Source organism: Methylomonas koyamae (genome assembly GCF_019669905.1).
Classification (GTDB): Bacteria; Pseudomonadota; Gammaproteobacteria; order Methylococcales; family Methylomonadaceae; genus Methylomonas; species Methylomonas koyamae.
Genome location: NZ_AP019777.1, coordinates 2786402 through 2810842 on the forward strand (window position 1 = coordinate 2786402; position 24441 = coordinate 2810842).

The following is a 24441-nucleotide window of genomic DNA, read 5'->3' on the forward strand; positions in this document are numbered from 1 at the left end:
GTTGCCCCCCTCTTTGAAAAAGAGGGGTTGGGGGAGATTTTTTAAATAAATCCCCCTTAATCCCCCTTTTTCAAAGGGGGAAGTTATGTGTAGTGAGATCCTTAATGAAACTGCGTTATCTACATTTGCAAGACTACCCACCGATCAAGGACATCAAGGTGTTATTCGCTAGCGGTTCGCCGCTGCAACGCGATTGCGCGATTCGCTTCGTAGTTGGCGTCAACGGCAGCGGTAAATCCAATTTGCTGCGCGCCTTGGCCGAGGTGTTTTTAGCCTTACCCTTGATGATATACAAGTCGATCATTGGCTAGCTAAAAGCGAATATCCATTGTTCAGTGTTGGCGTTGATAATTTGGTGCCGATTTGCGGGAAATGTAATTCCCCAGGAATCAAAGGCACTAAGTCCGTGCATGATTCGGGTTGTTTTACAAATTGGTTTCACCCGTATTTGAGGCATCCTAATGGTTCAGTGTCTTTGGGTTACGATCAGCATACAGCGTCAATAACGTTCTCCACTTTCGATCTCGTCGATGCTCCGAAAGCAGCTAATTTGGATAGGTTGCTTAATTTAACCGAGCGCTGGACACGCGAATTTAAGGCGGAACATTTAAAACAAAGACGGAAATTAATGGAGCGCGAACGGCAGAGACTTGAGAAAGGCCAAACTCGGCAAACGCATGGCGAAATAGAAAATTATTTTCAAACGGAATTGGAGGAACTTTCAGCGGCCGAACCTCATTATGAGGTTCATCAAGTACTGTTCAATACTATTTTGGAACCGTGCAGATTAGCGGCTTGGAAATCAGAATTAGAGGCCATTTCGTGAATACTAAACATGATCCTATCTCGTTAATTGACACACCTCACGGCTATGTCGATTGGCTAACCGATCTCAAAACCCGTATCCATTCCGCCCCGCAACGCGCGGCCTTATCCGTCAACCACGAATTGGTTTTGCTGTATTGGCAAATCGGTCGTGACATACGTTCAGGAGTTTCGAAATGTCTATACCTATGTATGCCATTACGGGAACACCAATCGTTCGCAATCTGAGGATGAAAATTCTCTCATTCTGGAAATAGGGTTAAACCAAAGGTGCCAATGGCCACCGCCAGTTTTGATAATGCTGGTTTTTTCATAAATTGAACCGAAAGATGATGACTGGAACGCCAAGCCTAACTTTGTCGCGTGACAATTTCGTGAAATCCATTGACTAATTTTTATATTTCGACTAATTTTGAAATATGGAAAATAAAACCGCCGTTACTGCTCTCGCTGCCCTCGCTCAAGAAACACGCTTATCCATTTTTCGAATCCTGATTCAAGTGGGGTCCGACGGTTTGACCGCCGGCAAAATTAGTGAAACCTTGGGAATTCCACCATCTTCGCTGTCGTTTCATCTTAAGGAATTGGTTTATGCCGGCTTGATCAAATCGCGCAATGAGAGCCGGTTTGTGATTTATTCAGCCAATTTTGATGCCATGAATGAACTTTTGGCGTTCTTGAGCGAGAACTGCTGTGGTGGTAATGATTGTTTATCAATTTCTCATCCGGTTTGCACGGTCGAGACATAAGGTGACTGTTGAACTCGTTCAAAATCAATGGCTGCTTTGCTCAGTTCATCACCATTTATCAACTTGTCATTGAGAGGAAAACATCATGAACGATAAAGTTTTGAACGTGCTGTTTCTGTGCACCGGTAACTCGGCCAGAAGCATCATGGCTGAGGGCCTGCTGACCAAATACTCCAATGGCCACTTCAATGCTTTCAGCGCCGGTAGTCATCCGACGGGTCAAGTCAATCCCTTCGCTTTGGAAAGGCTGGAGTTAGAAGGCATTACGCTACCCAATGCACGGAGTAAAAGTTGGGATGAGTTTGCGCGACTCGATGCACCTGCCTTGGACTTCGTCATTACTGTTTGTGATAACGCGGCAAGCGAAGTGTGTCCGGTTTGGCCAGGTCAACCGATGACCGCGCATTGGGGGGTATTTGACCCCGCAGCGGCGGATGAGCATGAAAAACGGCTGGCATTCGGCAAAGCCTTTGCCATTCTGGAGCGTCGCATTACGTTATTCACCAATTTACCGATAGCCAACCTTGAACGCATGTCCTTACAACGACAGATTCAAGATATTGGCAAAACGGAGTAATCCCTGAATAAATCAGGGACATTACCCATTTCTTACTCAACCGTTAAGATTTACGATGAATGTATTATTCCTTTGTACCGGTAATTCTTGCCGCTCACTGATGGGTGAAGCGGTTTTCAATCATCTAGCCCCCGAAGGCTGGCAGGCTATCAGCGCCGGTAGTAAACCCATTGGCAGACTCAACAGCGGCGCCGTGGCGTTGCTGGAAGAAAAAGGCATCTCGACCGAAGGCTACTACAGCAAGTCCTGGAACGATTTGCCAGTCACACCGGATATTGTGATCAGCGTGTGTGGTAATGCGGCCAACGAAACATGCCCCGCCTATCTGGGCCCTGTCTTGCGCAGTCACTGGGGTGTGGAAGACCCCGCACATGCCGTTGGCACCGAAGCGGAAATCAAATCAGCGTTCGAAACGGCCTATGGCATTTTGCGTTACCGGATCGAGCAATTTCTGGCTTTACCGCTGGATGAATTAAAAAACCAGCCTGAACGCTTGAAAGCGGAAATGGACCGTATCGGCGTTTCTTTGCCTGAATGATTTAGGAGTGTAGTCATGACAACTATTCAAGTTTTCGATCCATCCCTATGTTGCAGCAGCGGTGTGTGTGGTGTCGATGTCGATCAGCAATTAGTAGAGTTTGCCACCAACGTTGACTGGGCTAAACAAAACGGCGTCACCATTGAACGCTTTAATTTGGCGCAACAACCGATGGCATTCGCCGAAAATCCGGTCGTAAAAGCCTTTTTGGAAAGTTCCGGGGCGGAAGGATTGCCATTGATCTTGATCGATGGGGCGCTGGCATTGACGGGGCGTTATCCATCCCGAAGCGAATTAATGCGCTGGCTGAATATTGATGCAATATCCGAGCAGAACGCCGAACTGATTGCCATTGGGGCAGCCATCGCGGCGGGTTGCGATCCGTGTTTCAAGTTCCATTACGATAAGGCCAGAAAGCTCGGTGTCGCCAATGAAACCATGATGGAAGCGGTCAATATCGGTTATACGGTCAAGCAAGCCGCCGGTAAAAACATGTTGGCTCTGGCAGACCGGATGTTAGGTTCGGGATCGACCGAAAAGGCGGCCTCGTCTTGCTGTGGCGGCTCTTCGGCTGATCAGCCAAAAGAGGAAGCCGGCGGGTGTTGCCGCTAATACGGCTTTTCATGTCTTAACTCAAGAGTTGCCCATGCACTACTTAACCCACGCACCACGCTTTTTGTTCTTCACCGGCAAAGGTGGTGTCGGCAAAACTTCGGTTGCCTGCGCTACCGCTATTCGATTGGCCGAGAATGGTCATCCCGTTTTACTGGTCAGCACTGATCCGGCTTCCAATGTCGGCCAGGTTTTTGGTTTGACTATCGGCAACCGGATAACCCCGATTCCTGATGTATCCGGATTAAGCGCGTTGGAAATCGATCCCATGGCCGCCGCGCTGGCCTACCGGGAGCGTATAGTCGGTCCGGTAAAAGGCGTGCTGCCGGATGCAGTGGTTAAAAGTATCGAAGAGCAACTATCGGGTGCCTGCACCACTGAAATTGCCGCGTTCGACGAGTTTACCGGTTTATTAACGGATGAGGCGTTGATCGCCGGTTATGACCACATCGTGTTCGATACTGCGCCGACGGGTCATACCATCCGGCTTTTGCAATTGCCTGGGGCATGGACCGGCTTCCTGGAAACGGGTAAAGGTGACGCATCCTGTCTAGGGCCTTTGGCCGGTTTGGAAAAGCAACGCTCGCAATACAAAGCAGCCGTAGCGGCCTTATCCGATAGTCAGCGAACGCGGCTGATTCTGGTGGCCCGTCCTCAACAAACCACCTTGCGCGAAGTCGCGCGTACCCATGAAGAATTGGCCGCCATTGGTTTGCATAATCAATATCTGCTCATCAATGCCATCATGCCGGTTGAACAGGTAGCCGATGATCCTCTGGCATTGGCTATTGTTCAACGCGAACAAGCAGCCTTGGCGGCAATACCCAAACAGCTAGCGGGTTTGCCGCGCGATGAAGTCTTATTGAAGTCCTTCAATATGGTGGGCCTGCGTGCCCTGCGTCGATTATTGGACAATGACGCCGCAGAAAACGTGATGCCGAACGAGCCCTTGAGGTTTGGCAATTATCCCAGTTTGTCCGCCTTGGTTGGTGAAATTGCCCAAGAAGGCCATGGCCTAGTGATGTTGATGGGTAAAGGTGGTGTGGGCAAGACCACGTTGGCCTCGGCGATAGCAGTTGATCTCGCTCGTCGCGGTTTGCCTGTACATTTGACGACATCTGACCCAGCGGCGCATTTGCAGGAAACCTTGGATGGCGTGCTGGATCATTTAACCGTCAGCCGTATCGATCCTCATGCCGAGACTGAACGCTACCGCCAGCATGTATTGGAAACCAAAGGCGCTCAACTGGACGACCAAGGCCGAGCATTATTGGAAGAAGATTTGCGTTCGCCCTGTACCGAGGAAATAGCGGTGTTTCAAGCGTTTTCGCGGATCATTCGTGAAGCAGGCAAACAATTTGTAGTGATGGACACGGCACCTACCGGCCACACCTTGCTATTACTGGATGCGACCGGGGCTTATCATCGGGAAGTCGCTCGGCAAATGCAAACCGGTGCCCACTATCTGACGCCGATGATGCAATTGCAGGATAGCCGACAAACCAAAGTGTTAATCGCGACGCTGGCGGAAACCACCCCCGTCCTGGAGGCTGCTAATTTGCAAAACGATCTGCGTCGGGCTGGCATCGAACCCTGGGCCTGGATCGTCAATAACAGCATCGCCGCCACCCCAGTCAAATCCCCGCTCTTGCAGCAACGGGCCCACAACGAACTGCGCGAAATTGAGGCCATCGCCAACCAGCATGCGCCGCGTTATGCCGTCGTGCCGTTGTTACAGGAAGAGCCTGTCGGCATTACGCGCTTGCAACACTTAGCCAATCCTGGACAGTAACCGTGCGATTTTTTCATGTCAGAAAAAATCTATAACGTGTTGTTTATCTGTACAGCGAATTCGGCACGCAGCATCATGGCAGAGGTCATTCTTAATCGAATAGGCCAAGCCCGTTTTAGGGCGTTCAGTGCCGGTAGCGAACCCGCGGGCACCGTGCATCCGTTAACCATGGATTTACTGAAACGGCTGGATTACGACACCCGCCCATTGCACAGTAAACACTGGTTGGAATTTAGCGGCGAGGCGGCATTCCCGCTCGATTTCGTGTTCACGGTTTGCGATAAGGCGGCGGGCGAGCCATGTCCTGTTTGGCCAGGCCAACCCATAAGAGCGCATTGGGGAGTAGAAGATCCCGCGTTGCTTTACGGTTCCGAGGCACGACGAAAAAAAGTATTTTTTGACGTTTATAGCCTCTTAAAACGGCGAGTCGAATTGTTTTGTGAATTGCCAATCGCAAAACTGGATGCGTTAACGTTAATCCGGCAGGTTGAGCGGATTGGGCATGCAACCACTGAAATGATCCCTACATCCCATGAATAAAGGTTACTCAGTCAAACTATGAAGCGTTTTCATATTCATATCGCTGTCGATGACCTCGACGCCAATATCCGTTTTTACAATGCCTTGTTTCAAGCCGAACCATCGGTTTTGGAACCAGATTACGCCAAATGGATGCTGGATGATCCGCGCATCAATTTCGCAATATCCCGTCGCGGACGCAAACCTGGATTGGATCATTTAGGCATTCAGGTTGAATCCACCCTTGAATTGGATGCCGTACAACAAGGGTTGAATGATGCGGCATTACCGGTTGCGGAACAAAAACAGGCGGCTTGCTGTTATGCCCAATCGGATAAATATTGGACAGTCGATCCACAGGGCATCGCTTGGGAAGCTTTTCATTCTTTAAATAGCATTCCCATGTTCGGTGAAGATGATGTCATCCAACTGGAACATGCATCGCCTTGCTGTCAGCCGAAAAAGACTGATCCCAATCACGATTAGGCCGCGCTATCCACTTTTTAGGAGATTACCCATGAATACCCCGCTTTGTCCGCATCCTCGTCTATCGTTCCTGGATCGGTTTCTGACGCTATGGATATTTATCGCCATGGCGATTGGCGTCGGCGTTGGTTTTATGTGGCCCGCTCAGGTCAATGAAAACAACAATGCCGTTTCGGTCGGCACGACCAATATTCCCATCGCCATTGGCTTAATCTTGATGATGTACCCGCCGCTGGCCAAGGTGCATTACGAAGAACTCGGGGACGTGTTTCGCAACTGGCGAGTATTGGGGTTATCGCTGGTTCAGAATTGGATCATCGGCCCGGTACTGATGTTTGCGTTGGCGATTGGATTTTTAAGCGATTATCCGGAATACATGACCGGATTGATCATGATCGGCCTGGCTCGCTGCATTGCCATGGTGATCGTTTGGAATGAACTGGCTCGGGGCGACAACCAATACTGCGCCGCCTTGGTCGCCTTCAACAGCGTGTTTCAAGTGCTGTTTTTCAGTGTCTACGCTTGGCTATTCATAACCATACTACCGCCATTATTCGGCATGCAGGGTAGCCTGGTTGCCATCACCATTGGCGAAATTGCCAAGACTGTTTTTATTTATCTGGGTATTCCCTTCATCGCCGGTTTCACCACGCGCTTGCTGCTGATTAGAACAAAAGGCAAGGACTGGTATCAGCAAAATTTTGTACCGAAAATCAGCCCGCTGACGTTAATCGCCTTGCTATTTACTATTGTGGTGATGTTTTCCTTGAAAGGCGAGTTGATCGTGCAGTTGCCGTTGGATGTGTTGCGGATTGCCGTGCCGTTGTTGATCTATTTTGTCGTGATGTTCTTGGTCAGTTTCGCGATGGGCAAATTGATAGGCGCCGATTACGGCCAAACCACCACCTTGGCCTTTACCGCAGCCAGCAATAATTTCGAGTTGGCGATAGCCGTTGCAGTGGCGGTGTTTGGTATCAATAGCGGCGCCGCTTTTGCGGCAGTGATTGGTCCCTTGATCGAAGTGCCGATGATGGTGGCATTGGTCAATGTGGCGTTTTTGTTTCAGAAACGGTTATTTGCGGGCCGATAACCAACTTCAAATAACTGATGAGCGACACAAACTTTATGAATACGACCGAACATCAAGTTGCCAAAACCAAGGCAGCCATGACTTATAACGCGGCCGCCGATCATTTCGATCATCCGGTCAGCTCTTTTTGGCATTGTTTTGGTCGAAGAACCGTTGAAAGAATCGGCTTGAAGGAAGGCGAATCAGTGCTGGATGTTTGTTCGGGAAGTGGTGGCTCTGCACTACCGGCCGCCGAGCAGGTTGGAACAACCGGTAAAGTCATTGCGGTCGATCTTGCCGACCAATTGATTGCCTTGGCCGAAGCCAAGGCAACTGCCAAGCAACTTGAAAACATCGAGTTTCGCGTCGCCGATATGCTCGAATTGGGCTATCCCGATGAGCAGTTTGACGCGGTGGTCTGCGTATTCGGCATCTTTTTTGTACCCGATATGCCGGCTGCTGTTCGAGAACTCTGGCGGATGGTGAAACCGGGCGGCCGTTTAGCGATTACCACCTGGGGACCTGATTTATTTGAGCCAGCCAACAGCGCCTTTTGGGATGCTGTCGGCAACGTCAGACCCGATTTGCAACGTAGCTTCAATCCTTGGGACAGGATTTCTGATCCAGCCGGATTACAGCAAATGCTCGCCGAGGCGGGTGTTTATACGGATGACATCACTTCAGAAGCAGGCACTCATCCGTTACAAACATCAGAAGATTGGTGGAAAATTGCCATGGGTAGCGGCTATCGAGGCACCTTGGAGCAGTTGGATGCCGAAGCTTTTAACCATGTGTACGCTACAAATTTGAAGCGCCTCAAAAATGATCGAGTACAGTCAATTACCACCAATGTACTCTATGGCGTAGCGCAAAAATCGTCTCTTTAGCTGACCAATCTTTAGATTTGATTGTCTGTAATGTTTGCGAAAGCCGACAATTTAGGATTTCGCAATGATTGTCGCCTTCGGGTCGGTTGAACTCAGTGACGACTGGCTGCTTTCTGGAATCGGAATTCAATGACAGCTTTCCGGTGATGAATCTGAAGAGAACGCGGTCCCTTGGGCGACCCTAAGCGGAAAGTGGCGAATATTCTCCAAACGTCAAAAAACGGGAAATATCCAGGCTGTCATTTTTACCTGATTATCCGTTCGGAGTTATCTAGGGTCGTCTATCATTCCTAAAAGGTAAGCTATACCGCCTAAAAAGGCTAGTTCTCAAGCTCATTCTTGACGACCATGCATCGAAAGTCGTATGTTGGCCAGATAGGGGGTAACCTAACAATGCAAATTTACTCGGATGTTCGTTTCGCTCGCGCCGGCAATTTGCGGTGTTAGTAACATCGGAGGCCGAAATTTGTTCATTGTCTTTGAAGATAGAGCATCAGACTCTCCTGTTGTTGAAAGAGTTTGGCAAAGCCAGAGCCAGCGGGCCGGCACATTTCACTCAATGGCTGCGTGCAACTGGGTAATGGTTGTCACCAGACACGAGGGAAAGACTTTCCTCACCGTTCGCGGTCCGGAAACTAAAGCGACCATGGCTGACTGTCCCGCAAATGGGGAATGGTTTGGTATCCATTTCAAGCTCGGTACTTTCATGCCCTTACTACCATCAGGCCAACTCCTTGACCGTAATGATCTGACCTTGCCAGATGCCTCAGGCCGATCTTTTTATTTAAATGGTTCAGCCTGGGAGTACCCCACATTCGAACACGCCGAAACGTTCGTAAATCGTCTCGTAAAACAGGGATTAATTGCGACGGACCCATGCGTCGAGGCCGCACTACGTGGTCAGCCGAAGCCGCTTTCCCAACGTACCGAGCAGCGGCATTTTCTAAGAGTGACGGGGATGACCCAAACCACCATTAATCAGATCGCACGTGCCCGCCATGCCACAAATTTATTGAAGCGTGGGGTTCCTATTCTCCAGGTGGCATACGATGCCGGCTATTACGATCAAGCCCATCTTACCCGTTCGCTAAAATATTTCATCGGACAGACCCCGGCAGAAATTACGCGTGGGGAGGAACAGTTGTCGTTTTTATACAATACAGACGGAACCTGATCCATTACCTTTTCATCTGCGTAAGTTTTTGTAAAACCAGTTAAAGGTGATATTCATGTCTATCGAGGCACAAGCAAGCACATCAGGCATTATCTGGATTGGCCGAATCCTCAGCGGATTAGTCGTTGCCTTCCTGCTATTCGACGCCGCAATAAAGCTGGTTCCTATTCAACCTGTCACGGATGCAATGCAGGAGTTGGGTTTCATCAGTTCAACCCAGTTGGCGCGCGGCCTTGGCATCTTACTTTTGGTTTGCACAATACTCTATGCCATCCCAAAAACATCACCACTCGGGGCCTTGCTATTAACCGGTTATCTCGGAGGCGCGATTGCAGTTCAGCTTCGGGCTGGCAATCCACTTTTTAGCCATATCTTGTTCGGCTGCTACGTAGGTATTGCTCTTTGGGCCGGTCTGCTCTTCCGAAATCGCCGATTAAAATCGCTGTTTTTTACTTAATTGGAGGCTTTTATGTCATTTCAAGCATATCTCGACAACATTAAAGCAAAAACGGGCATGGGGGCTGATGACTTCAAACAACTTGCCACAAAAAAGGGCTTCATGGCCGACGGCAAGCTCCGCACCGATGTCAAAGCAGGGCAAATTGTGGCTTGGCTCAAGGAGGACTTTGAACTTGGGCATGGTCATGCAATGGCCATTGTTGCCGTTCTCAAAGGTTCAAAAAATGAAGGAGACAAGTAAGGGATTTACGCGCAGCCCAGCTTTGAAGACATCAACATCAACAACAGCCTCCGGGGAATCTCAAATGACAGAAACATTAAGTCCTGCCCAACGAGTCTGTCGCCTGGACAAGTTTATAGTCCCGAACATCGCGCGTGAAGAATTTCGAACCGGCTCGCCGCCTTTCCGGCCGACCAACCGATTTTGGTATTACTCGGTGGCCTGCACGCATTGAAAAAAGTTAAATGGACTGTGACCAGCGGAAAACCTGCTGTCGCTGAAATTTTGGTCCATCGTGGATTCCAGGTTAAATCGTATCCGCAGCGCTGGCTACCTGAGACATGCCCCGCTGATCAGGGCAGAACCAGTCGTTTTGTTAGTGCCACAGAGTCAGAAGCACTGCAGATTTTGATTCGAACCCTGATGTCGTTGATTAAGGCAAAGCAGCATCGAACGGCGAATGACGTGATTGACGGGCTCGTAGTTTGGCGATGTAAGTAAAGGTGAAAAGACTTAGAATCGATGCAGTACGTTTTGCTCTATTTTTATGCTTGTTTAATGACCGTTGGTATTCTGAACGATCATTCAAAGGTACAAAACGACCCGTTATGGCCATCACCTAATCTGATGAAATGACTGGAATTAGATCATTTCCTGCCACCGACGAGATTCTGAAAGGAAAATCATATACAAATCTATAAACTATTACATTGAGGATCATTTTCCCGTAAATGTACTCTAATTTCTAATTTTATGGTGTTTGATGCCGTGCGGTGTGAGAGGAATATCTTATGCTTAAATTTCTGTTACGCGTCGCCACAATTGTGGCTCTTGTCCTGTGTTGCGCCGCGTGGATGCCGATCGAGCGAGAAGGTGCTTGTCCGCGTTCCAGCGAGCAATGCCCTAGGTCGCCAGAATGTAAGATTTCTAAATTACAACTTGAACAATTCCTTTCGGATCATCAGGCATGGCTAGAAAAGTGGGATGCGCAAACGAAATCGATGTCCGCAGACGGCAGACCGACGCTGTGTAACGCGGATTTGCATGGAGTAAATCTCAACGGTGCATTTCTGAGGCAAGCGGACCTTAGAGGGGCTGATTTGAGTGAGTCCCAATTGCATGGCGCTGATTTATTTGGGGCATCAATGACAAAGGCGTACCTACACTTGACACAGCTTAGCACAGCGGATCTTGATAATGCTCAAATGCAAGATGCAAATCTAACTGCTGCTGTTTTGAAAGATGCCAAAATGTCGGGGGCGGACCTAAGCCAAGCCGATTTGTATCTAGCAGACTTGCGTGGTGCAAAATTGATCAGAGCTAAACTGACAAAGGCATATTTAGAGCAAACGCGTTTAGACCATGCAGACCTAGAAGGAGCCGATCTAAAAGGTGCAGTCCTCCAAAATTCGGTTGTGGATGAAACAATTTTAGCCTATTCAGATATGACAGGAGCCACCTATTCGCCTCAGTCCGCATCACCAAACGCATTTGTAGCGGGCATCAGAGGTTTGCAGTCCTTGAAGTTTCCCCAAAGCCGTGAAGACGGGCTTGTCCAGCTACGCGAATTACTGAAGAAAAGTGGTCACCGCGAACTAGAACGCCAACTAACATACGCTTTGGAAAGCGGAAAGACTGCTCACGCAATCGCCGAATGGTCTTGGCGAACACCCGATGGGGTGGAAGGTGTGTTTCGCAAAGTAGCGTTCGATTGGACAACCGCATATGGAATGCACCCTGGTCGTGCATTGCTTTTGATAGCATCTATTTGGTGTGGGCTAATTCCAATTTACGGCTGGGCTATGTGGCGCCAAGCTCACTTCCCCAGGCCGCGTTCGGGCATATATCGTATTTGGCCCAAGGATCGGCTTGAAGTCAGGAGTGGCGGTCCGACGTTAGATAATCCGGGCTACGTAGAGTGCGTAGCGTCCAGAGGTCTAACTCTTGTTGCTTGGTCTGCATATTTTTCGCTAATGTCGACCTTTCACTTCGGTTTTCGCGAATTCAGTATTGGCAATTGGCTATCAAGAGCCCAGCCTCGTAGTTTTTCATTAGAATCCACTGGATGGGTCCGCACAGTGGCAGGAGTCCAAGCTATGGTTAGCCTTTACTTATTAGCGATTTGTATATTGACCTACTTCGGTCGGCCTTTTGAATAGCATGTAATGCGACTTCGCTTTAGCAATCCGACACTAATGGTGTTTTTCTGCAGCGAAAGTGCTCTATGTACCGGCGGCGTTTTGATCGATACCAAACGCTGCTTATAGTGGGCATGAAAATCGGATTTTTCAGGAAAAAATTTTGTTTGGTTAGTTCCTTGTGCGAAGCAGGCGATACCGGGGGTATGTCCCGGTATCGCCTGCCGACTTATGCCCGGCCCTTCTCAGAGTAACCCATGCTCCGCAAAGGAGTACACGGCTTCTCCGACCACGAAGTGATCCAGTACCCGGATGTCGATCAAGGCCAAGGCGCTTTTTAGCTTCTCGGTAATCACCCGGTCGGCTTGACTGGGTTCGCTGATGCCGGACGGATGGTTGTGGGCAAAGATCAGCGCAGCGGCATTGTGTTGCAGTGCGGTTTTCACCACTTCCCGTGGATAGACACTGGCGCCGTCGATGGTGCCACGAAACAATTCCTCGCAGGCGATGACCTTGTGTTGATTGTCCAGAAACACCCCCAGAAACACTTCGTGTTCCAACGGTGCCAGTTTTAACTTGATACAGTCCTTGGCTTTGTCGGGATCGGTCAGCGCTTCGCCGCGACTGAAATAGCGGTTATAGATTTGCAAGGCCTCGAAGATCACATCGTCTTCAGCGGCCACGCGGTAACGGTTATTGCTTCCGCGAATGAATAACATCGGTTGTCTCCTGTCAGAAATAAACGGCAGAACGCCCCCCCTGGCGGGGCGGACGTTCTCCGGAATGGTGATGAAATGGGATGGGGTTGCCGGCGACGGCGCTTGGCGTTAATCGCCGGCAGAACACTCGAAGACGCGAAGACGGCTTACGAGGCCAACGCCTGGATAGGGCTTGAGGCTGAGGCGCCGGTTTCTATAAGCAAGGGGGTTGGTTCATTTTCCAACGCGGCATCCGGATCAATGCCGCGGCTGGCCAACACGCTGTTCATCGCCTGGGTTAACAGACGTTGGCTTTGTTCCCGTTCCGAGCCGCAGCCATGTTGGATGGCCCAATAGGGATTAAAGCGGTAATTCTGACCTTCCCGTTTGGATTGCCTGTTCACTTCGGCATGAAACGCTTTATCGAAGCGTTCGGCTTGTTCGAACTGCTGCCAGAAGCCTGTGCCAGCCTGCGTGTCCACCGGCGGCAACCAGCGGCGCTGGCGGCCGACCCAACGGTTCATCCGATCGATCAAGGTTTTGCTTTTCGGAAAGAAGTGGATGGTGCCGATGCCCGGATAGTAGCGCACGTCAAAGTAACTGGCGCTGATCCGCTGGCCGTCCCGTAGCGCATGAAACTGCTGTTTAAACACCGATACTAAACTGACTTCGGCTTCGGTCTTGCCGTCGAGCAAGGCAAACACCTTGTCGAAATCCGCTAACAGCCGTTCCGATTCCCAATTCAGACCGTTCTGGTAGGAACTGACACCATGTCCCGGCAAAATGAAGCGGGTGGTTTTGATTCGCATCCCCAAGGTGCGGTGTTTGTCGTTGGATTTCCAGCCCATATAAAACACCGTGTTATCGCGGTAATAGCGGGTGATCAGATCGAACACATCGCAGACCATGCTCAGTTGAATTTCGCCTTGCTGTTCGATGATGCCTTGCATAAAGCCATAGATGTTCGGCACGGTAAATTCCAAAGACTTCACCGTTTCGAAATCCGCCTCCAGCCGCTTTTGCGCCGCCGACGACAAACGCGAGGTGACTTGGGTCGAGCGCAGGATGCTGGCCCAGGCCCGATTCTTCAGCTCGTGATAGCGTTTAAACAGGGTCCGCTTCACCGCAGCCGACGACGACTCGTCGTCCCCCCGGAGACCACCCCCGTTCAATTCACCCAGGGTTTTACCCAGCATGACCCGATAACGGTTGGCGCGGGCTTCACTGAACACGGCTTGGCGTGCAGCTTCGACCGCGGCATTGAACATCAGTACCGCGTTGTCGATGAAGTCATTCGGCAAGGCCAACTCGTTTGGCAATTGAAACTCACCCAGCAAATCGTCGGCCTCCCGCCTATCCTGGCGCAAATCGTCCAGAATACTGCCGAGGATGTCCTGTTCGAAGGTCGAGGTTTTCTGCAACCAGACCAGGGCAATTTCCACCGCGGTTTTGCGTTCGGCCTCCGCGCCGGCGAACATGTCCGATAAAAACTCGACCTCACCGTGCTGCTCGATCAAGCGCAGCAGCTGTTGCCGTTCCCTGGAAAACGGGTTTTTCAGCGTTTCGGCATTGACAATGGCGACGATCTCACCGTCAAATAAAATCTCCCACGCCTTCAGCACATGCTTGGCGCCGTCGGCAAACGGCGGATTCATGATGATGTGCGAATAGACACTGCCGCTTTGAAACTGCAGAAAATCCATGCCCACCACCGCATAGCCTTCGTCGCGTAACACGGCGTGTTTACGAATATCGAGTTCGATGCAATCGATAGCCAAGCGTTGGTAATGATCGCGAGGCTTGGCTTTGAGTAAATGGCCTTCGCCGGCCGAGGGTTCCAGCACTCGGACGAACTGGGTATTCTTGAACTTGGCCCAGGCTTTGCGGCCCAGGGTTTCCGGTGTGGGGTAGTATTGAAAGGGTTCCATCATAACGTGCTCTCGAAAACGGCGAGCACGCCGACCCCGGCGGGATCGACGTTGTCCCGCTCAGGTGAAAAGATAGAAAACGCCCACGGCCGCACTCGGCGCCGGGCGTGATCGGTTTAGTGCCTATCAGCTAGCGTAAAGGTCAGCCAGTCCCTAACTCAACATCGAACGGCATAGCAACCGCTTTGCGCCGCAGCATGCCGGTCATCAGGCCGCCCCCGCTAACTGCTGGGTTTTAGCCGCCAGTTTCTGTGTCAAAGGATCGGCGTCCGTTTCCGATTCATTTGCCGGAGTGGCGTTGGCAAAAAACTCCTCCACTACCGCCGAGCCATCCTCCTCGTTGTCCTCGAACGCACCGTTACCGAAGCCTTGTCGAGCCGCCCGATCCAGTGCCGCTTGATCGAAGCCGGCGGCTTGGCGTTGCTGGTCCAGTTGCTGGGCTTCCTGAAACGCCGCTTCCAGCGCTTGGTCACCGCGCAAGGTAATATCGACATAGAAGATCGCCGATCCATGGCTTTGCCGGGTGGATTTACCGCGCAGTTTCAGTTCCAATGGCAGACAAGACAGACGATTGCCGGACACCGCCTTGAAATACTCCAGCCGAGCCGCCAAGGTGCGAATACTGTTGAAGCCGGTGGTGCGAAAGATGAAACTGCCCAAGGGATCGTCATCGCCGATCAACACGTTCAAGCGGCCATAGGGTTTGCAAGCCCCACCTCTGGCCAGCTCGCAGCCATCCGGCGAAGGACAAACCAAACTGACCAAACCCTCCTGAGTGCGGCGTTTAGAGGTTTCACCGTTGCCGACACAAACCGGCCGACCGGTTTGCCGGTCGAACAAACTGTATTCGGCCCGAAAGTTCAAATCCGGCTCGTTAAACAGCAACCGGATCGGAATACTGCGGATTTTGCCGCCTTGGGATTTACGCAAGGTGTCGTCCAAGGGATGCGGAATCCAGCCGTCCTTGCTTTGCAGTTGGCTGGTAATGGTGAATTGGTCGTCTTTCTCCGGTAAGCGTTTACCGTTCTTCTCGACCACCTTGCCGATGGCAATCCGCCCGAGAATCGGCGGAGTAATGGCTAAGCCTCTTAACATAAAGGGTCTCCTGTTGGTAATTTGTCGTGTGTATGTGTTTAGGTGTGTAGGTGCATAGATAGGATTAAGCCAGTAACCAACGAGCCAGCGCCTGCAAAGCGCTGGCTCGGGGTTGGCGTTGAGGTTTAACGAAAGATGGATGAATGACAGGCCGCGATTGATCGATAAAGGCTGTCGATCAATACCCGCTGGTGTTTGAGCTGTTCCTCACTCAACCCGATACCTCACGAACGGCCTTACTGAATCAGGAAACGCCGACTACCGGTTTTGGTGGTCGCGTACTGATTCAGCAGATCGGGTTGATCTTGCAGTAAGCGCTTGCTATCCAACACCTGGCTGTCCTTGGCTTTCTTCCAAGTGACCGTGCCGGTCTCGAACACGGCTTTGCTGGCGTCGCCCATCGCCTGTTGTAAGGCTTGCTTGAGTTTGGCTTCCTGGGTTTCCAGGCCGGCCAGACTGAGTCGAACCTGCACCAGATCGGCAAAGGCAGCGGATAACGTGACATCCTGACTGAAGTCGACGGTTTGGCCGTAGTCCTGTGGATACAAACAACGCAAAGCCTGATCGGCCGATTCCGAACCGTCCGCCGGCGGTGGCGTATCGCTTTCGACGTATTGCCAGAAATGCCGCTCCAGTTGAATCAGACGCCCGATCAAGCCGTCATCGCGCGCAATCCGATGAATCTGCAACTCCTGGCCACCTAACAGTACGGCGACATCGGCTGCCGCTTTGCCGGTGACGGCTAACTAGTGTTGCACCTGTAACTGGATATATTCCGGCACGCCGTCCCGCCAGAGCCGGGCGCCGTTGATGCCGGCGGTTTTGCATTCCAGGATTTGCACCTCAGCACGACCGACGACTTCGCGGTCGATATTGGCCAGCATCCACAGCAAGCTGGGATGCGGATGTTGCAATACGGCATTGATGCGCCGTACCTTGTTACCCGTGCGCCGTGTGTAATGCGCAGCCACAATCGGTTCTAGCAGATTGCCCCAATAAGTCGGACTGTCCTCGTCATTGGGATCGGTTTTCGGCAGATTGCCGTCGCGGCCGGTCTTTTCCAGCCACAGTTCCAGCTGGGACTTATACGGGTTCAAACCGACCGCTGCAGCGGCATCGGAACTGCCAATCCCGCGCTTTCTGACATCAAGCCAGTCTTCACGGGGTAAGTTTTTGGTGTTGACCAGACGCAAGGCAGGTTTAGCCCGCCGGGTCGGTGGCGTTTGTAATGCGGTTTCGGTCATGGTGACCTCCATGGACAATGAGTAACAGTAAAAACATTCAATGGCCTTAACAGTAAGCAGGTGGCAACCTGTGCTCAGCATCGAAAGCAACATCCCAACTGCCCAAAAACAAAAACGCCCGGTCGGAAAACCGACCAGGCGTTTTGTCAGTGGATTGGGTTGTAATGTCGGGTTAAAGCGCTGCCGGATCAGGCGATTGGCATGCGACCAAAGCCGCGGTAATGGATTTATGCGGCCAACTGCAAGGCCGCATCCAATGCCCGTTGTTTCAGGGCGGCACCTTGACCGAACCAAGCCGAATCGATCCGGTGTTCGCTACTACGCGCCCGCTTTTCATGATCGACGTATTCGGTCACGGCATTGAGTAACCCCCAGGCCGTGCCTTTGGCCGCTTCCAGATCGGCGCCATGACCGGCCCCTTCATACAGGCTTTGCACTTTCTTCAACGCCCGTTCGTTGCTCAGCGTCACTTGCTCGCCATTCGCTGCCGGGGTATCGCACAACACCCGTAGGAAGTAGTTCATCGCCTCATGGGTTTTGACTTTGCGTTCCGCCAGGGTGCGCATCCGGTACATGAAGGTATCCCATTGCGATACGGCAATACCCAGTTGCTGTTTGACGGCTTGGGCATCGAATTTGGTACTGTGCGGCACCTTGATCGCTGCGCTGGCACCGTTGACGGCAATGGTCAGGGTGTTGTTGCAGACCACCCGGATCGTGGTCGGCGTGGCGGTTGTTGCTAGCGTGCCGTCACAGGAAGTGGCCAGCAGCAAATAGCCGTGGATTAGATCGGCCCCTTTCAATGCCGCCGATTGTCCGGTTTTAGCCAAGGCCCAGAACTTCTTGCCGCCTTTCAACACGCCAGCGGTTTCCAGTTCATAGCCTGCGACTTCGGTTAAATCCCGATAGAACTCCAACACCTCCCTAGGCTGTACCACCTGGTAACGTTTCGAGACTACCGACAAGGCCTGCTTGGAATCGGAGCGGTACAATACCTTGTGATCATCAAAGCGATGAATCTCACCCAAATTACCTGCGGTATTCGAGGTAAACCGCACCGGGGATTCCTGAATCTGCCAATCCATGCCGGCTTGCTTGGCCCAGACTTCCAACGGTTGCTTGGGCGCCAATAAATTACCGAGCCCATGCCAGGGCTGCTGCCCGACATAGGCCATGTTTTCCACTAAATGTGCCATCATCCACCTCCCACTTATTCAAAAGGTTGATCGGTATGCACGTCGCCGAACTGCAAGCCGCAGTTCTGGCAGACGTAGTTGTGTAATACCTTCTGATCGATGACCTGACCTAACTTGGCCCCGGTCACGCCAGCAGTGGTAGCCCAGATCAAGGCACCAATCAACGCACCACCCAGAGTGCCGACAGCAGCACCGACCGGACCACCGATCAAACCCACCGTACTGCCAAACTCGGCCCCAACAACAGCACCGGAACTCGATGCCGCCCAGCCACTCATGGCGCCACCCACGGCACCCACTGCACCGCCAATCCGCTTGGCACGGTCTAACGTGATCACCTGATGCGATCGACAAATCGGACATTCCATACTCATAGACATATTCCCCAAGAAAAACGCCGGACAGCCGGCCGTAAACCAATGCGCCAAAACGCATCGATTAACCGAAACCAGTCAACGGCAGAAAAAGATGAAGGCTCGACGCAATGCGTCAAGCCAGACAGAAACAAGCATTCCCAGCGCCTTTGGACGGAAAAGTCCAAATCGGATAGGTCAGCTCAAGGGATGTATATGTAACTGAAAGAATTTAAAAACGGCTGCAATTCTTTCTAGTTGGTCGACGATTTTCATGATCAACGGATAAAATAAACTCATCTAATCTTTAAGGCTATTCTAGGTACTATTACATTGAACAGCCGTTCTATGGCCTTTGCTGGTTAAACAGTAGGAAATCAATATGACACCAATTACCATTGAAAATGCGAAAGGCTTAGTTAATAAAGTAAACAATACCTTTCAAAAGTATCCAGATAAATTGGCATCTAACAGGCTGGTGAAAAACCCACTGATATTTCCCCTTACCCACGGTTTCCGTGATTTTTTCGTGTTGAAATCGGTCATGACATCGAGTTTCAACCGTTTTGCCCCTGTTTCAAGGGCTTTTTATTCGCCTGAAGCCGTCTGTGGACGGTTTTCAGGCGCACTTCGCCCTAGGTGGGCGCACTCCACGCCGGTTTCGGCGTGAACACCAATAGGTTGAGCAAGCGCGTCAGGTTGTAGGCGGCAAAGCAAAACAAGGCCTGACCTGCGACTTTGGCTAAGCCGATGTGGCGGGTTTTACGCAGGCCCCCGACGGTCTTGATCCAGCCGAAGGCTTCTTCGACGATTTTGCGGCGCTTGAGGCTTTGAGCGTACGCTTTGCCGCGCGCGGTGCGGCCATCGACGGCACTGCCGGTCTTTTTGCGAGCAACATGGGCTTTGATGTCTTGCGTCTTGAGTTTGTTGACGAACGCCGGTTGGTCATAGCCTTTGTCGGCACCGACGCTGCCGCCTTTGGGAACACGGCGTTTGATCATTGTTTGCGCGGCTTCGATTTCAGCGGTGCCGGTGGCTTGGGTGGTTTCGACATCGACAATCAGGCCGTTACGATTCTCGGATAGGGCATGGGTGATGTAACGCAGTTTGGCCTCGGTGTATTCGCCTTTCTTGTAAAGCCGCGCTTCGGGGTCTGTCGTGCTCTGATGCGTGGCATTGCTGCGCTTTTCGCCGCTGAAGTCGACCTCGGGATTGCGGCCGGCGGGTTTATCAGGACCGCTGCCGTCTTTCTTCACGAAGCTTTTGTGCGAGGCCCAGGCTTCGATCAGGCTGCCGTCGACACTGAAGTGTTCGTCGGACACCAGGTTTTGCCATTCGGCAATGGCCAAGACCCGCTCAAAAAACTCGCGACTCAGTGCTTCGGACAGCAGGCGCTCGCGGTTGGCGCTGAACACGCTGCGTTCCCAGACAGCATCGTCGATACCCAAACCGACAAACCAGCGAAACAGCAGGTTGTAGTCCAGCTGTTCCATCAACTGGCGTTCGCTACGAACGGTGTACAGCACTTGCAATAGCAAGGCGCGCAGCAGTTTTTCGGGCGCAATCGACGGGCGGCCAGTATGGGAGTAGCATTCGGCAAAGACCGCATCCATAGAGGCCAATACGCCATCGACGAGTAGCCGTAAACGACGCAACGGATGCTGTTTGGGAATACGGTCTTCCAGGCTAACGTAGCTGAACCAGCTATTTTGAATGGCATCGTGTCCGCGCATGGGGGGCTTCTCCAATTTAGATGCGCTATTTTACTTGTTTGCTGAGGCTATGCGCCTTGATGACTGCAGCTTTGGGAGTTTTTCACCAGCCTGCTAATCCATCCGGGTTAAGCGCACTTTTCGTTTACCAGGTTGGGTATGATTCAACGCATCACAGCGACACTAGGGTGATTGCCTTCGAAAAGATAGAAAATGAAGAACATTTAGCAATTTATGTGAATAATGTGTCCAGGCATGGAATTAAATATCTTGATTTTTTTGATAGCGAATCTTGGGTACTTCATAAACACATTAAGAAAAACGGCAAACTTCCGCCTATACCAGACAATATATTTCCGACCAAGTTAAAAAACTTTCCATCACTCAATCCTCGAACTGACGAAATACTAAAAATTCAGTTATCGACATTAGAGGATTTTAGGATTTTACTTTTATGGTACGCAGGCTACTCGTATACTCAGGATGAAATTCAAAATATTTTGTTGAGAAATAATTATAACTTTCCTGACTCACCATTTGAGATTCATAGCGCCACACCCATTAATAAAAAACTATTAAAAAGAGGTGGATTACTAAAATACTTTAAGACCTTGTTCGAAACCAATGACAAACCAGATCTTCATCGAAAATATATAAAAAGAATAATTGGCGAAAATCAAGAAGCTATTTTCTATGAGACGGAAGCATCCGATTACTTTAAAGTTTTGAGTCTTTTTAAGTTCTTATCGAAGGCAAATGATAAATGGCATAGCTTAATATGCAATAACATGGAATTTCCCTCGCTTTCCAATAATCCAGTTGCTTTAGAATATGAGGGATTTATTGATCAAGAAAGCATTCATACGCACGAAACAAAACGCATGAAAGATGCAATTCTTCGCTGTTTTTATAACAGACTAATACAACCGACTTTGATTAAACAACCCTCCCTGAAACCTATTTTATTTTCAGATAACGAGTGTTTCACGAAGTTTGACATACAGCTTGCTGAATTTGATATTTATATACAAAAGCTATTTGATTTATGCATGATAAGAAAGTCAAGCTATCGAAATGGTGATATATCTACTGCTATAGATGAAGCCTTCTTAGATGCACGAAGATACGTTGATGCGCTCTCACAAAAATTCGATTCTGAGGCTAAGTTTTTAACAAAAGACGACCTTATATTGACTTTAATAAAGTGCGCTTCGATTAATAGAGCCGAAAATGATTACGATGGCATATTAAATATTTATAATAAGATAGAGCACGATGGCACTCCTGATAAGATTGATATAATGAAATCTGTTCAGAGCACTCGTCAAATCCATTTTGCGTTATCAGATATTTTTGATATAAAAACAAATGAAATCCCTGATGACCTTATTCAATGCGCTGCCATAGTCAATGAAATGTTTTCAAGATTTTATAATCGTGAAGCATCCCCTGAAGAACGATATATATTTAAAGATAAAATTTATTCTCCAGCATATGTTGGATTATCTGCGACATTGCTTTTAAATGGGTATATTAAAAGCAATAAATTCAGATCGAGAACAGAAAATATCGATGACTTTAAAATTAGGATAAGAGGAGAGACTAACAACGGTGTTAATGTTTACAGTTGCTTGTCAGAAATATACAATAGCTGTGATCTTGATAAAAAAAGTTTAAGTTCTCTTATATATTGCATGCCGGATGACTTGTATAAGTTTTTAACCGCTCGCTATTCTATTGTGATTGCAGGAATGGAAAGCCAGCGTCCGATAAAGGAGACTACCGTTGATGCATTAAAGCTTAAAAGAAGAAAAATTGAGATTCAAAAAGAAATTATCGAAAAATTCAAAGATTACAATATTGAGCACACTTATAATTTTGTAGGATTTTTTAAAACTCATGTCATTAACCTTGAAGGATTCCTTAAAGATCCCGTAAACATAATTAACTTATGGCTTTCTCAATAGTGCTGCCAGAAATATGGGCAGCGCAAGTAAACTGATTGGTGAAACTTTCTTCAGGCGTTCAATAATTCAGGAGGCTTTAGAAAAAAGTAATCTATAGGCTCTCATCTGTGCTTCACAAGCCTGATTACTATTCTTTAGTTAGTACTGTATCGACTTAAAGCTGATAAGCATAGGGTCGTTTATTTTGTTTGCCTTGACGTCTCTGAGTTATTACGGCACTCAGGCGGTTTCTGTCTCCTTTCCTACTCGATGTCTAACGGCATAATAGACACACTTGATGCGCTAGTCACAACTTGTCAGCACTGAGCAACAACTCTGCCGAGACCATTTAATTTGATCGCTGACAGCAAAACACTCCGACGGGGGCATACAATTTTTGCTCAGCGCTTACCGTTTAAGTTGAGGAATAAGTTTTATACCAAAAACCAATTTTTGGTCGTGCTTAATATGCTTATCGTCAGTTCAAAACCGAACTAACCGTGTGAGGTAGGGGAAATGCTTTCTACGAATGAGCCAACTTTTAACGAAAGAATTCACTACTTCTCAATGATAGCCCCACAAGTTTAGCAACACAGGCGATTAGACGATTGAAGGACAAACAATGAAACCAAGAACCATCCTACCAGGCGCGATGACAATAGACGAGGCCGCTGATTATGTAAGTCTTTCCAAAGCCACCTTGAAAAATCTTATACATAAAGGTGATTTTCCAAAGCCAAGACAACTAGCCGGCAAGCGGGTCGGCATATTAGTCAGAGAAGTTAATGAGTGGCTGGAAACAAGACCCGTTTCCAATCAGTTACCCCCGCCGAATACGGGTAGAAATGAGGCATAATTATCAAACTAAGCTACCAATCCTTCCAAGTGATCAGACAACCTTTTCAGCCATTCTTGTTTCTCTGTATCGTATTGATGCCTGTTATACGTGCCTACCACGCCTGGCAGCATATGCCCCAATATCGATTCGCCGACGGAATCCGGGCATCCTAACTCCGCAAGAATGGTTCGTGCAGTTCGGCGTAGGTCGTGCGGCGCCCAATGCGTGACAGTTAATCGAGGCCTATTTAAATTCGGCCTTATTTTCGAGTACGGTTGCCTGTAAAACACTTGCTCAGTGATGTATTTTTGTTGAATATGGCTTGATCTATCACGCATAGGAAACAAGTAGCTGTCACCAAATAGTAACTTCCTCCGCTTCACAATCGCTAATGCCCGGCCGTAAAGTGGCACACGTTGATCAGTAGCCTTTTCGTGTCTAGAATTCTTTGTTTTATGCTTAGGGATGGACCACCAAACTTGTCCATTTTTTTCATAGATATCCGATCCGGCCATGCTGACAATTTCTGCGCCCCGGCATGCTGTCCACAAATACAGCGTTAAGACATCCTCGAGCGGCTTTGTGAAATTGGGTAGCCATTCAATCAATTCGGCTACTTCCATTTCTGTTAACACTCTCTTTGCGGTACCGATCTTTACTCCTTCTATCGTTTTGCCTTTCGAGCGTATTTTTCCTCTAAGAATTAACCGCCACCAATTAGCGACAGTTTCTGGCAACCTCCCAGAATCAATTGCGTAATCCCAAGCAGCGCCAAGCTCGCAGCGTAACTTTCCAGCCTGTACAGGCGATGAAGTGGCGTAACTTTGTATCAAATTAAATGCAATCGAACGTGTAATCGATGATGCCGGAAGATTGCTAACCTCGCCCAGCATAGTATTAAACATCCGTGCAATTTCGGTCCGTCCTTTTTTAGCCCTATGCTGATTTACATGTCCCTGCAAGTATTCGTCGCATAAAACCCTTACTGTGTAGGCATTTTCAACATCGATAAGAGATTTTGTTTCTTCAACTTTTCGCTTTTCCTGTCGATTAGTCTTTACTACCAATGCATGATCGATACCCTTTTCACGATCAGCTTTGAGCTTTTCCCATGCAACAATGGCTGCAGGAAATGACATAGCGGGCCAGTGACCGAGAGCCGTTTGTCTCATTCGACTATCTATAGGACTTTTATAGCGGTAAACCCACGTGCGAGTTGTAGCTGTTGCAGTTAGACGCAACCCAGGGTAATTAGAGATAATGATATGTTGTCCTGGCGATAGAGATTTAGCCGCCCTGGCGTCAAAGTGGCGTAACATTTGGAGTTAAGATTTCTTAGGCGTAACATTCAGATTTTAATGAACAAAATGTTACGCCAAAATACTG

General features: G+C 49.5%; 27 protein-coding genes. 18 read left to right on the forward strand and 9 right to left on the reverse strand.

Annotated elements, in window-relative coordinates:
• The first annotated feature begins 104 nt into the window (after positions 1-104).
• The 15 genes from MKFW12EY_RS12515 (at position 105) to MKFW12EY_RS12585 (ending at position 12066) form a co-directional block, all read left to right on the forward strand.
• Positions 105-311: an AAA family ATPase gene (locus MKFW12EY_RS12515; protein ID WP_054762618.1), complete on the forward strand. Its 207-nt coding sequence runs from the start codon at positions 105-107 to the stop codon at positions 309-311.
• 164 nt (positions 312-475) lie between these two features.
• Complete coding sequence (locus MKFW12EY_RS12520) at positions 476-826, forward strand: hypothetical protein (RefSeq protein ID WP_054762620.1); 351 nt, start codon at positions 476-478, stop codon at positions 824-826.
• A gap of 418 nt (positions 827-1244) precedes the next feature.
• The gene (locus MKFW12EY_RS12525; RefSeq protein ID WP_082409873.1) at positions 1245-1574 is read left to right on the forward strand and encodes an ArsR/SmtB family transcription factor; all 330 of its coding nucleotides are present in this window, start codon (positions 1245-1247) and stop codon (positions 1572-1574) included.
• Between the two features lie 85 nt (positions 1575-1659).
• Positions 1660-2151, forward strand: coding sequence for an arsenate reductase ArsC (locus MKFW12EY_RS12530; protein WP_054762622.1), 492 nt, complete (start codon positions 1660-1662; stop codon positions 2149-2151).
• Positions 2152-2206: 55 nt separating this feature from the next.
• On the forward strand, positions 2207-2689 hold the full coding sequence (locus tag MKFW12EY_RS12535; RefSeq protein WP_054762625.1) for an arsenate reductase ArsC: 483 nt from the start codon (positions 2207-2209) through the stop codon (positions 2687-2689).
• 15 nt (positions 2690-2704) lie between these two features.
• Positions 2705-3301, forward strand: coding sequence for an arsenite efflux transporter metallochaperone ArsD (arsD, locus tag MKFW12EY_RS23195; protein ID WP_221053103.1), 597 nt, complete (start codon positions 2705-2707; stop codon positions 3299-3301).
• 34 nt (positions 3302-3335) lie between these two features.
• Entirely contained in the window at positions 3336-5093 is a 1758-nt protein-coding gene (gene arsA / locus MKFW12EY_RS12545) for an arsenical pump-driving ATPase (RefSeq protein ID WP_221054606.1), read from the forward strand.
• A gap of 15 nt (positions 5094-5108) precedes the next feature.
• Complete coding sequence (locus MKFW12EY_RS12550) at positions 5109-5633, forward strand: arsenate reductase ArsC (RefSeq protein ID WP_221053104.1); 525 nt, start codon at positions 5109-5111, stop codon at positions 5631-5633.
• 18 nt (positions 5634-5651) lie between these two features.
• Positions 5652-6098, forward strand: a complete 447-nt coding sequence (locus MKFW12EY_RS12555) for an ArsI/CadI family heavy metal resistance metalloenzyme (RefSeq protein ID WP_054762626.1) — start codon at positions 5652-5654, stop codon at positions 6096-6098.
• A 31-nt stretch (positions 6099-6129) separates the two neighbouring features.
• Complete coding sequence (arsB, locus tag MKFW12EY_RS12560; RefSeq protein WP_221053105.1) at positions 6130-7188, forward strand: ACR3 family arsenite efflux transporter; 1059 nt, start codon at positions 6130-6132, stop codon at positions 7186-7188.
• Between the two features lie 35 nt (positions 7189-7223).
• Positions 7224-8054, forward strand: a complete 831-nt coding sequence (locus MKFW12EY_RS12565) for a class I SAM-dependent methyltransferase (protein WP_221053106.1) — start codon at positions 7224-7226, stop codon at positions 8052-8054.
• Between the two features lie 466 nt (positions 8055-8520).
• Positions 8521-9228: a helix-turn-helix domain-containing protein gene (locus tag MKFW12EY_RS12570; RefSeq protein WP_221053107.1), complete on the forward strand. Its 708-nt coding sequence runs from the start codon at positions 8521-8523 to the stop codon at positions 9226-9228.
• Between the two features lie 55 nt (positions 9229-9283).
• Positions 9284-9685, forward strand: coding sequence for a DoxX family protein (locus MKFW12EY_RS12575; protein ID WP_221053108.1), 402 nt, complete (start codon positions 9284-9286; stop codon positions 9683-9685).
• Positions 9686-9697: 12 nt separating this feature from the next.
• On the forward strand, positions 9698-9928 hold the full coding sequence (locus MKFW12EY_RS12580; RefSeq protein ID WP_221053109.1) for a DUF4287 domain-containing protein: 231 nt from the start codon (positions 9698-9700) through the stop codon (positions 9926-9928).
• Between the two features lie 770 nt (positions 9929-10698).
• Positions 10699-12066, forward strand: coding sequence for a pentapeptide repeat-containing protein (locus MKFW12EY_RS12585; RefSeq protein WP_054762628.1), 1368 nt, complete (start codon positions 10699-10701; stop codon positions 12064-12066).
• A 224-nt stretch (positions 12067-12290) separates the two neighbouring features.
• Here the strand turns inward: MKFW12EY_RS12585 and radC are convergent, their stop codons facing one another.
• The 7 genes from radC to MKFW12EY_RS12620 all read right to left on the reverse strand — a co-directional run bounded on the left by radC (position 12291) and on the right by MKFW12EY_RS12620 (position 18580).
• Entirely contained in the window at positions 12291-12764 is a 474-nt protein-coding gene (gene radC / locus MKFW12EY_RS12590) for a RadC family protein (protein WP_054762630.1), read from the reverse strand.
• Positions 12765-12910: 146 nt separating this feature from the next.
• Positions 12911-14674 (reverse strand): DUF4942 domain-containing protein, encoded by a 1764-nt coding sequence (locus tag MKFW12EY_RS12595; protein ID WP_054762632.1) that lies wholly within the window; start codon positions 14672-14674, stop codon positions 12911-12913.
• Positions 14675-14878: 204 nt separating this feature from the next.
• Positions 14879-15766, reverse strand: coding sequence for a recombination directionality factor (locus tag MKFW12EY_RS12600; RefSeq protein WP_054762634.1), 888 nt, complete (start codon positions 15764-15766; stop codon positions 14879-14881).
• Between the two features lie 236 nt (positions 15767-16002).
• The gene (locus MKFW12EY_RS12605) at positions 16003-16455 is read right to left on the reverse strand and encodes a hypothetical protein (protein ID WP_221053110.1); all 453 of its coding nucleotides are present in this window, start codon (positions 16453-16455) and stop codon (positions 16003-16005) included.
• 57 nt (positions 16456-16512) lie between these two features.
• Entirely contained in the window at positions 16513-17010 is a 498-nt protein-coding gene (locus MKFW12EY_RS12610; protein WP_221053111.1) for a YqaJ viral recombinase family nuclease, read from the reverse strand.
• 227 nt (positions 17011-17237) lie between these two features.
• Positions 17238-18209, reverse strand: a complete 972-nt coding sequence (locus MKFW12EY_RS12615; RefSeq protein ID WP_245006299.1) for a DUF932 domain-containing protein — start codon at positions 18207-18209, stop codon at positions 17238-17240.
• Between the two features lie 11 nt (positions 18210-18220).
• Positions 18221-18580: a hypothetical protein gene (locus MKFW12EY_RS12620; protein ID WP_054762639.1), complete on the reverse strand. Its 360-nt coding sequence runs from the start codon at positions 18578-18580 to the stop codon at positions 18221-18223.
• A gap of 361 nt (positions 18581-18941) precedes the next feature.
• Between MKFW12EY_RS12620 and MKFW12EY_RS12625 the strand changes: the two genes are divergently transcribed.
• Positions 18942-19229 (forward strand): hypothetical protein, encoded by a 288-nt coding sequence (locus MKFW12EY_RS12625; protein ID WP_221053112.1) that lies wholly within the window; start codon positions 18942-18944, stop codon positions 19227-19229.
• Here the strand turns inward: MKFW12EY_RS12625 and MKFW12EY_RS12630 are convergent.
• Positions 19195-20292: an IS5 family transposase gene (locus MKFW12EY_RS12630; protein WP_221053058.1), complete on the reverse strand. Its 1098-nt coding sequence runs from the start codon at positions 20290-20292 to the stop codon at positions 19195-19197. The two genes, MKFW12EY_RS12625 and MKFW12EY_RS12630, sit on opposite strands and share 35 nt — an antisense overlap.
• A 59-nt stretch (positions 20293-20351) precedes the next feature.
• Between MKFW12EY_RS12630 and MKFW12EY_RS12635 the strand changes: the two genes are divergently transcribed.
• Both MKFW12EY_RS12635 and MKFW12EY_RS12640 read left to right on the forward strand, forming a co-directional pair.
• Entirely contained in the window at positions 20352-22238 is a 1887-nt protein-coding gene (locus MKFW12EY_RS12635; RefSeq protein ID WP_221053113.1) for a hypothetical protein, read from the forward strand.
• Positions 22239-22839: 601 nt separating this feature from the next.
• Entirely contained in the window at positions 22840-23073 is a 234-nt protein-coding gene (locus MKFW12EY_RS12640) for a helix-turn-helix transcriptional regulator (RefSeq protein ID WP_221053114.1), read from the forward strand.
• An 8-nt stretch (positions 23074-23081) separates the two neighbouring features.
• On the opposite strand, the gene MKFW12EY_RS12645 is transcribed toward MKFW12EY_RS12640, so the two are convergent.
• Entirely contained in the window at positions 23082-24374 is a 1293-nt protein-coding gene (locus MKFW12EY_RS12645) for a tyrosine-type recombinase/integrase (protein WP_054759038.1), read from the reverse strand.
• Positions 24375-24441: the final 67 nt, after the last annotated feature.

Bases quoted from the DNA above. Each gene is read 5' to 3' on its own strand.
- MKFW12EY_RS12515 (WP_054762618.1), top strand. From the start codon at position 105: ATGAAACTGCGTTATCTACATTTGCAAGACTACCCACCGATCAAGGAC.
- MKFW12EY_RS12525 (WP_082409873.1), top strand. From the start codon at position 1,245: ATGGAAAATAAAACCGCCGTTACTGCTCTCGCTGCCCTCGCTCAAGAA.
- MKFW12EY_RS12530 (WP_054762622.1), top strand. From the start codon at position 1,660: ATGAACGATAAAGTTTTGAACGTGCTGTTTCTGTGCACCGGTAACTCG.
- MKFW12EY_RS12535 (WP_054762625.1), top strand. From the start codon at position 2,207: ATGAATGTATTATTCCTTTGTACCGGTAATTCTTGCCGCTCACTGATG.
- arsD (WP_221053103.1), top strand. From the start codon at position 2,705: ATGACAACTATTCAAGTTTTCGATCCATCCCTATGTTGCAGCAGCGGT.
- arsA (WP_221054606.1), top strand. From the start codon at position 3,336: ATGCACTACTTAACCCACGCACCACGCTTTTTGTTCTTCACCGGCAAA.
- MKFW12EY_RS12550 (WP_221053104.1), top strand. From the start codon at position 5,109: ATGTCAGAAAAAATCTATAACGTGTTGTTTATCTGTACAGCGAATTCG.
- MKFW12EY_RS12555 (WP_054762626.1), top strand. From the start codon at position 5,652: ATGAAGCGTTTTCATATTCATATCGCTGTCGATGACCTCGACGCCAAT.
- arsB (WP_221053105.1), top strand. From the start codon at position 6,130: ATGAATACCCCGCTTTGTCCGCATCCTCGTCTATCGTTCCTGGATCGG.
- MKFW12EY_RS12565 (WP_221053106.1), top strand. From the start codon at position 7,224: ATGAATACGACCGAACATCAAGTTGCCAAAACCAAGGCAGCCATGACT.
- MKFW12EY_RS12575 (WP_221053108.1), top strand. From the start codon at position 9,284: ATGTCTATCGAGGCACAAGCAAGCACATCAGGCATTATCTGGATTGGC.
- MKFW12EY_RS12580 (WP_221053109.1), top strand. From the start codon at position 9,698: ATGTCATTTCAAGCATATCTCGACAACATTAAAGCAAAAACGGGCATG.
- MKFW12EY_RS12585 (WP_054762628.1), top strand. From the start codon at position 10,699: ATGCTTAAATTTCTGTTACGCGTCGCCACAATTGTGGCTCTTGTCCTG.
- radC (WP_054762630.1), bottom strand. From the start codon at position 12,764: ATGTTATTCATTCGCGGAAGCAATAACCGTTACCGCGTGGCCGCTGAA.
- MKFW12EY_RS12595 (WP_054762632.1), bottom strand. From the start codon at position 14,674: ATGATGGAACCCTTTCAATACTACCCCACACCGGAAACCCTGGGCCGC.
- MKFW12EY_RS12600 (WP_054762634.1), bottom strand. From the start codon at position 15,766: ATGTTAAGAGGCTTAGCCATTACTCCGCCGATTCTCGGGCGGATTGCC.
- MKFW12EY_RS12610 (WP_221053111.1), bottom strand. From the start codon at position 17,010: ATGACCGAAACCGCATTACAAACGCCACCGACCCGGCGGGCTAAACCT.
- MKFW12EY_RS12615 (WP_245006299.1), bottom strand. From the start codon at position 18,209: ATGATGGCACATTTAGTGGAAAACATGGCCTATGTCGGGCAGCAGCCC.
- MKFW12EY_RS12620 (WP_054762639.1), bottom strand. From the start codon at position 18,580: ATGAGTATGGAATGTCCGATTTGTCGATCGCATCAGGTGATCACGTTA.
- MKFW12EY_RS12625 (WP_221053112.1), top strand. From the start codon at position 18,942: ATGACACCAATTACCATTGAAAATGCGAAAGGCTTAGTTAATAAAGTA.
- MKFW12EY_RS12630 (WP_221053058.1), bottom strand. From the start codon at position 20,292: ATGCGCGGACACGATGCCATTCAAAATAGCTGGTTCAGCTACGTTAGC.
- MKFW12EY_RS12635 (WP_221053113.1), top strand. From the start codon at position 20,352: ATGACTGCAGCTTTGGGAGTTTTTCACCAGCCTGCTAATCCATCCGGG.
- MKFW12EY_RS12640 (WP_221053114.1), top strand. From the start codon at position 22,840: ATGAAACCAAGAACCATCCTACCAGGCGCGATGACAATAGACGAGGCC.
- MKFW12EY_RS12645 (WP_054759038.1), bottom strand. From the start codon at position 24,374: ATGTTACGCCACTTTGACGCCAGGGCGGCTAAATCTCTATCGCCAGGA.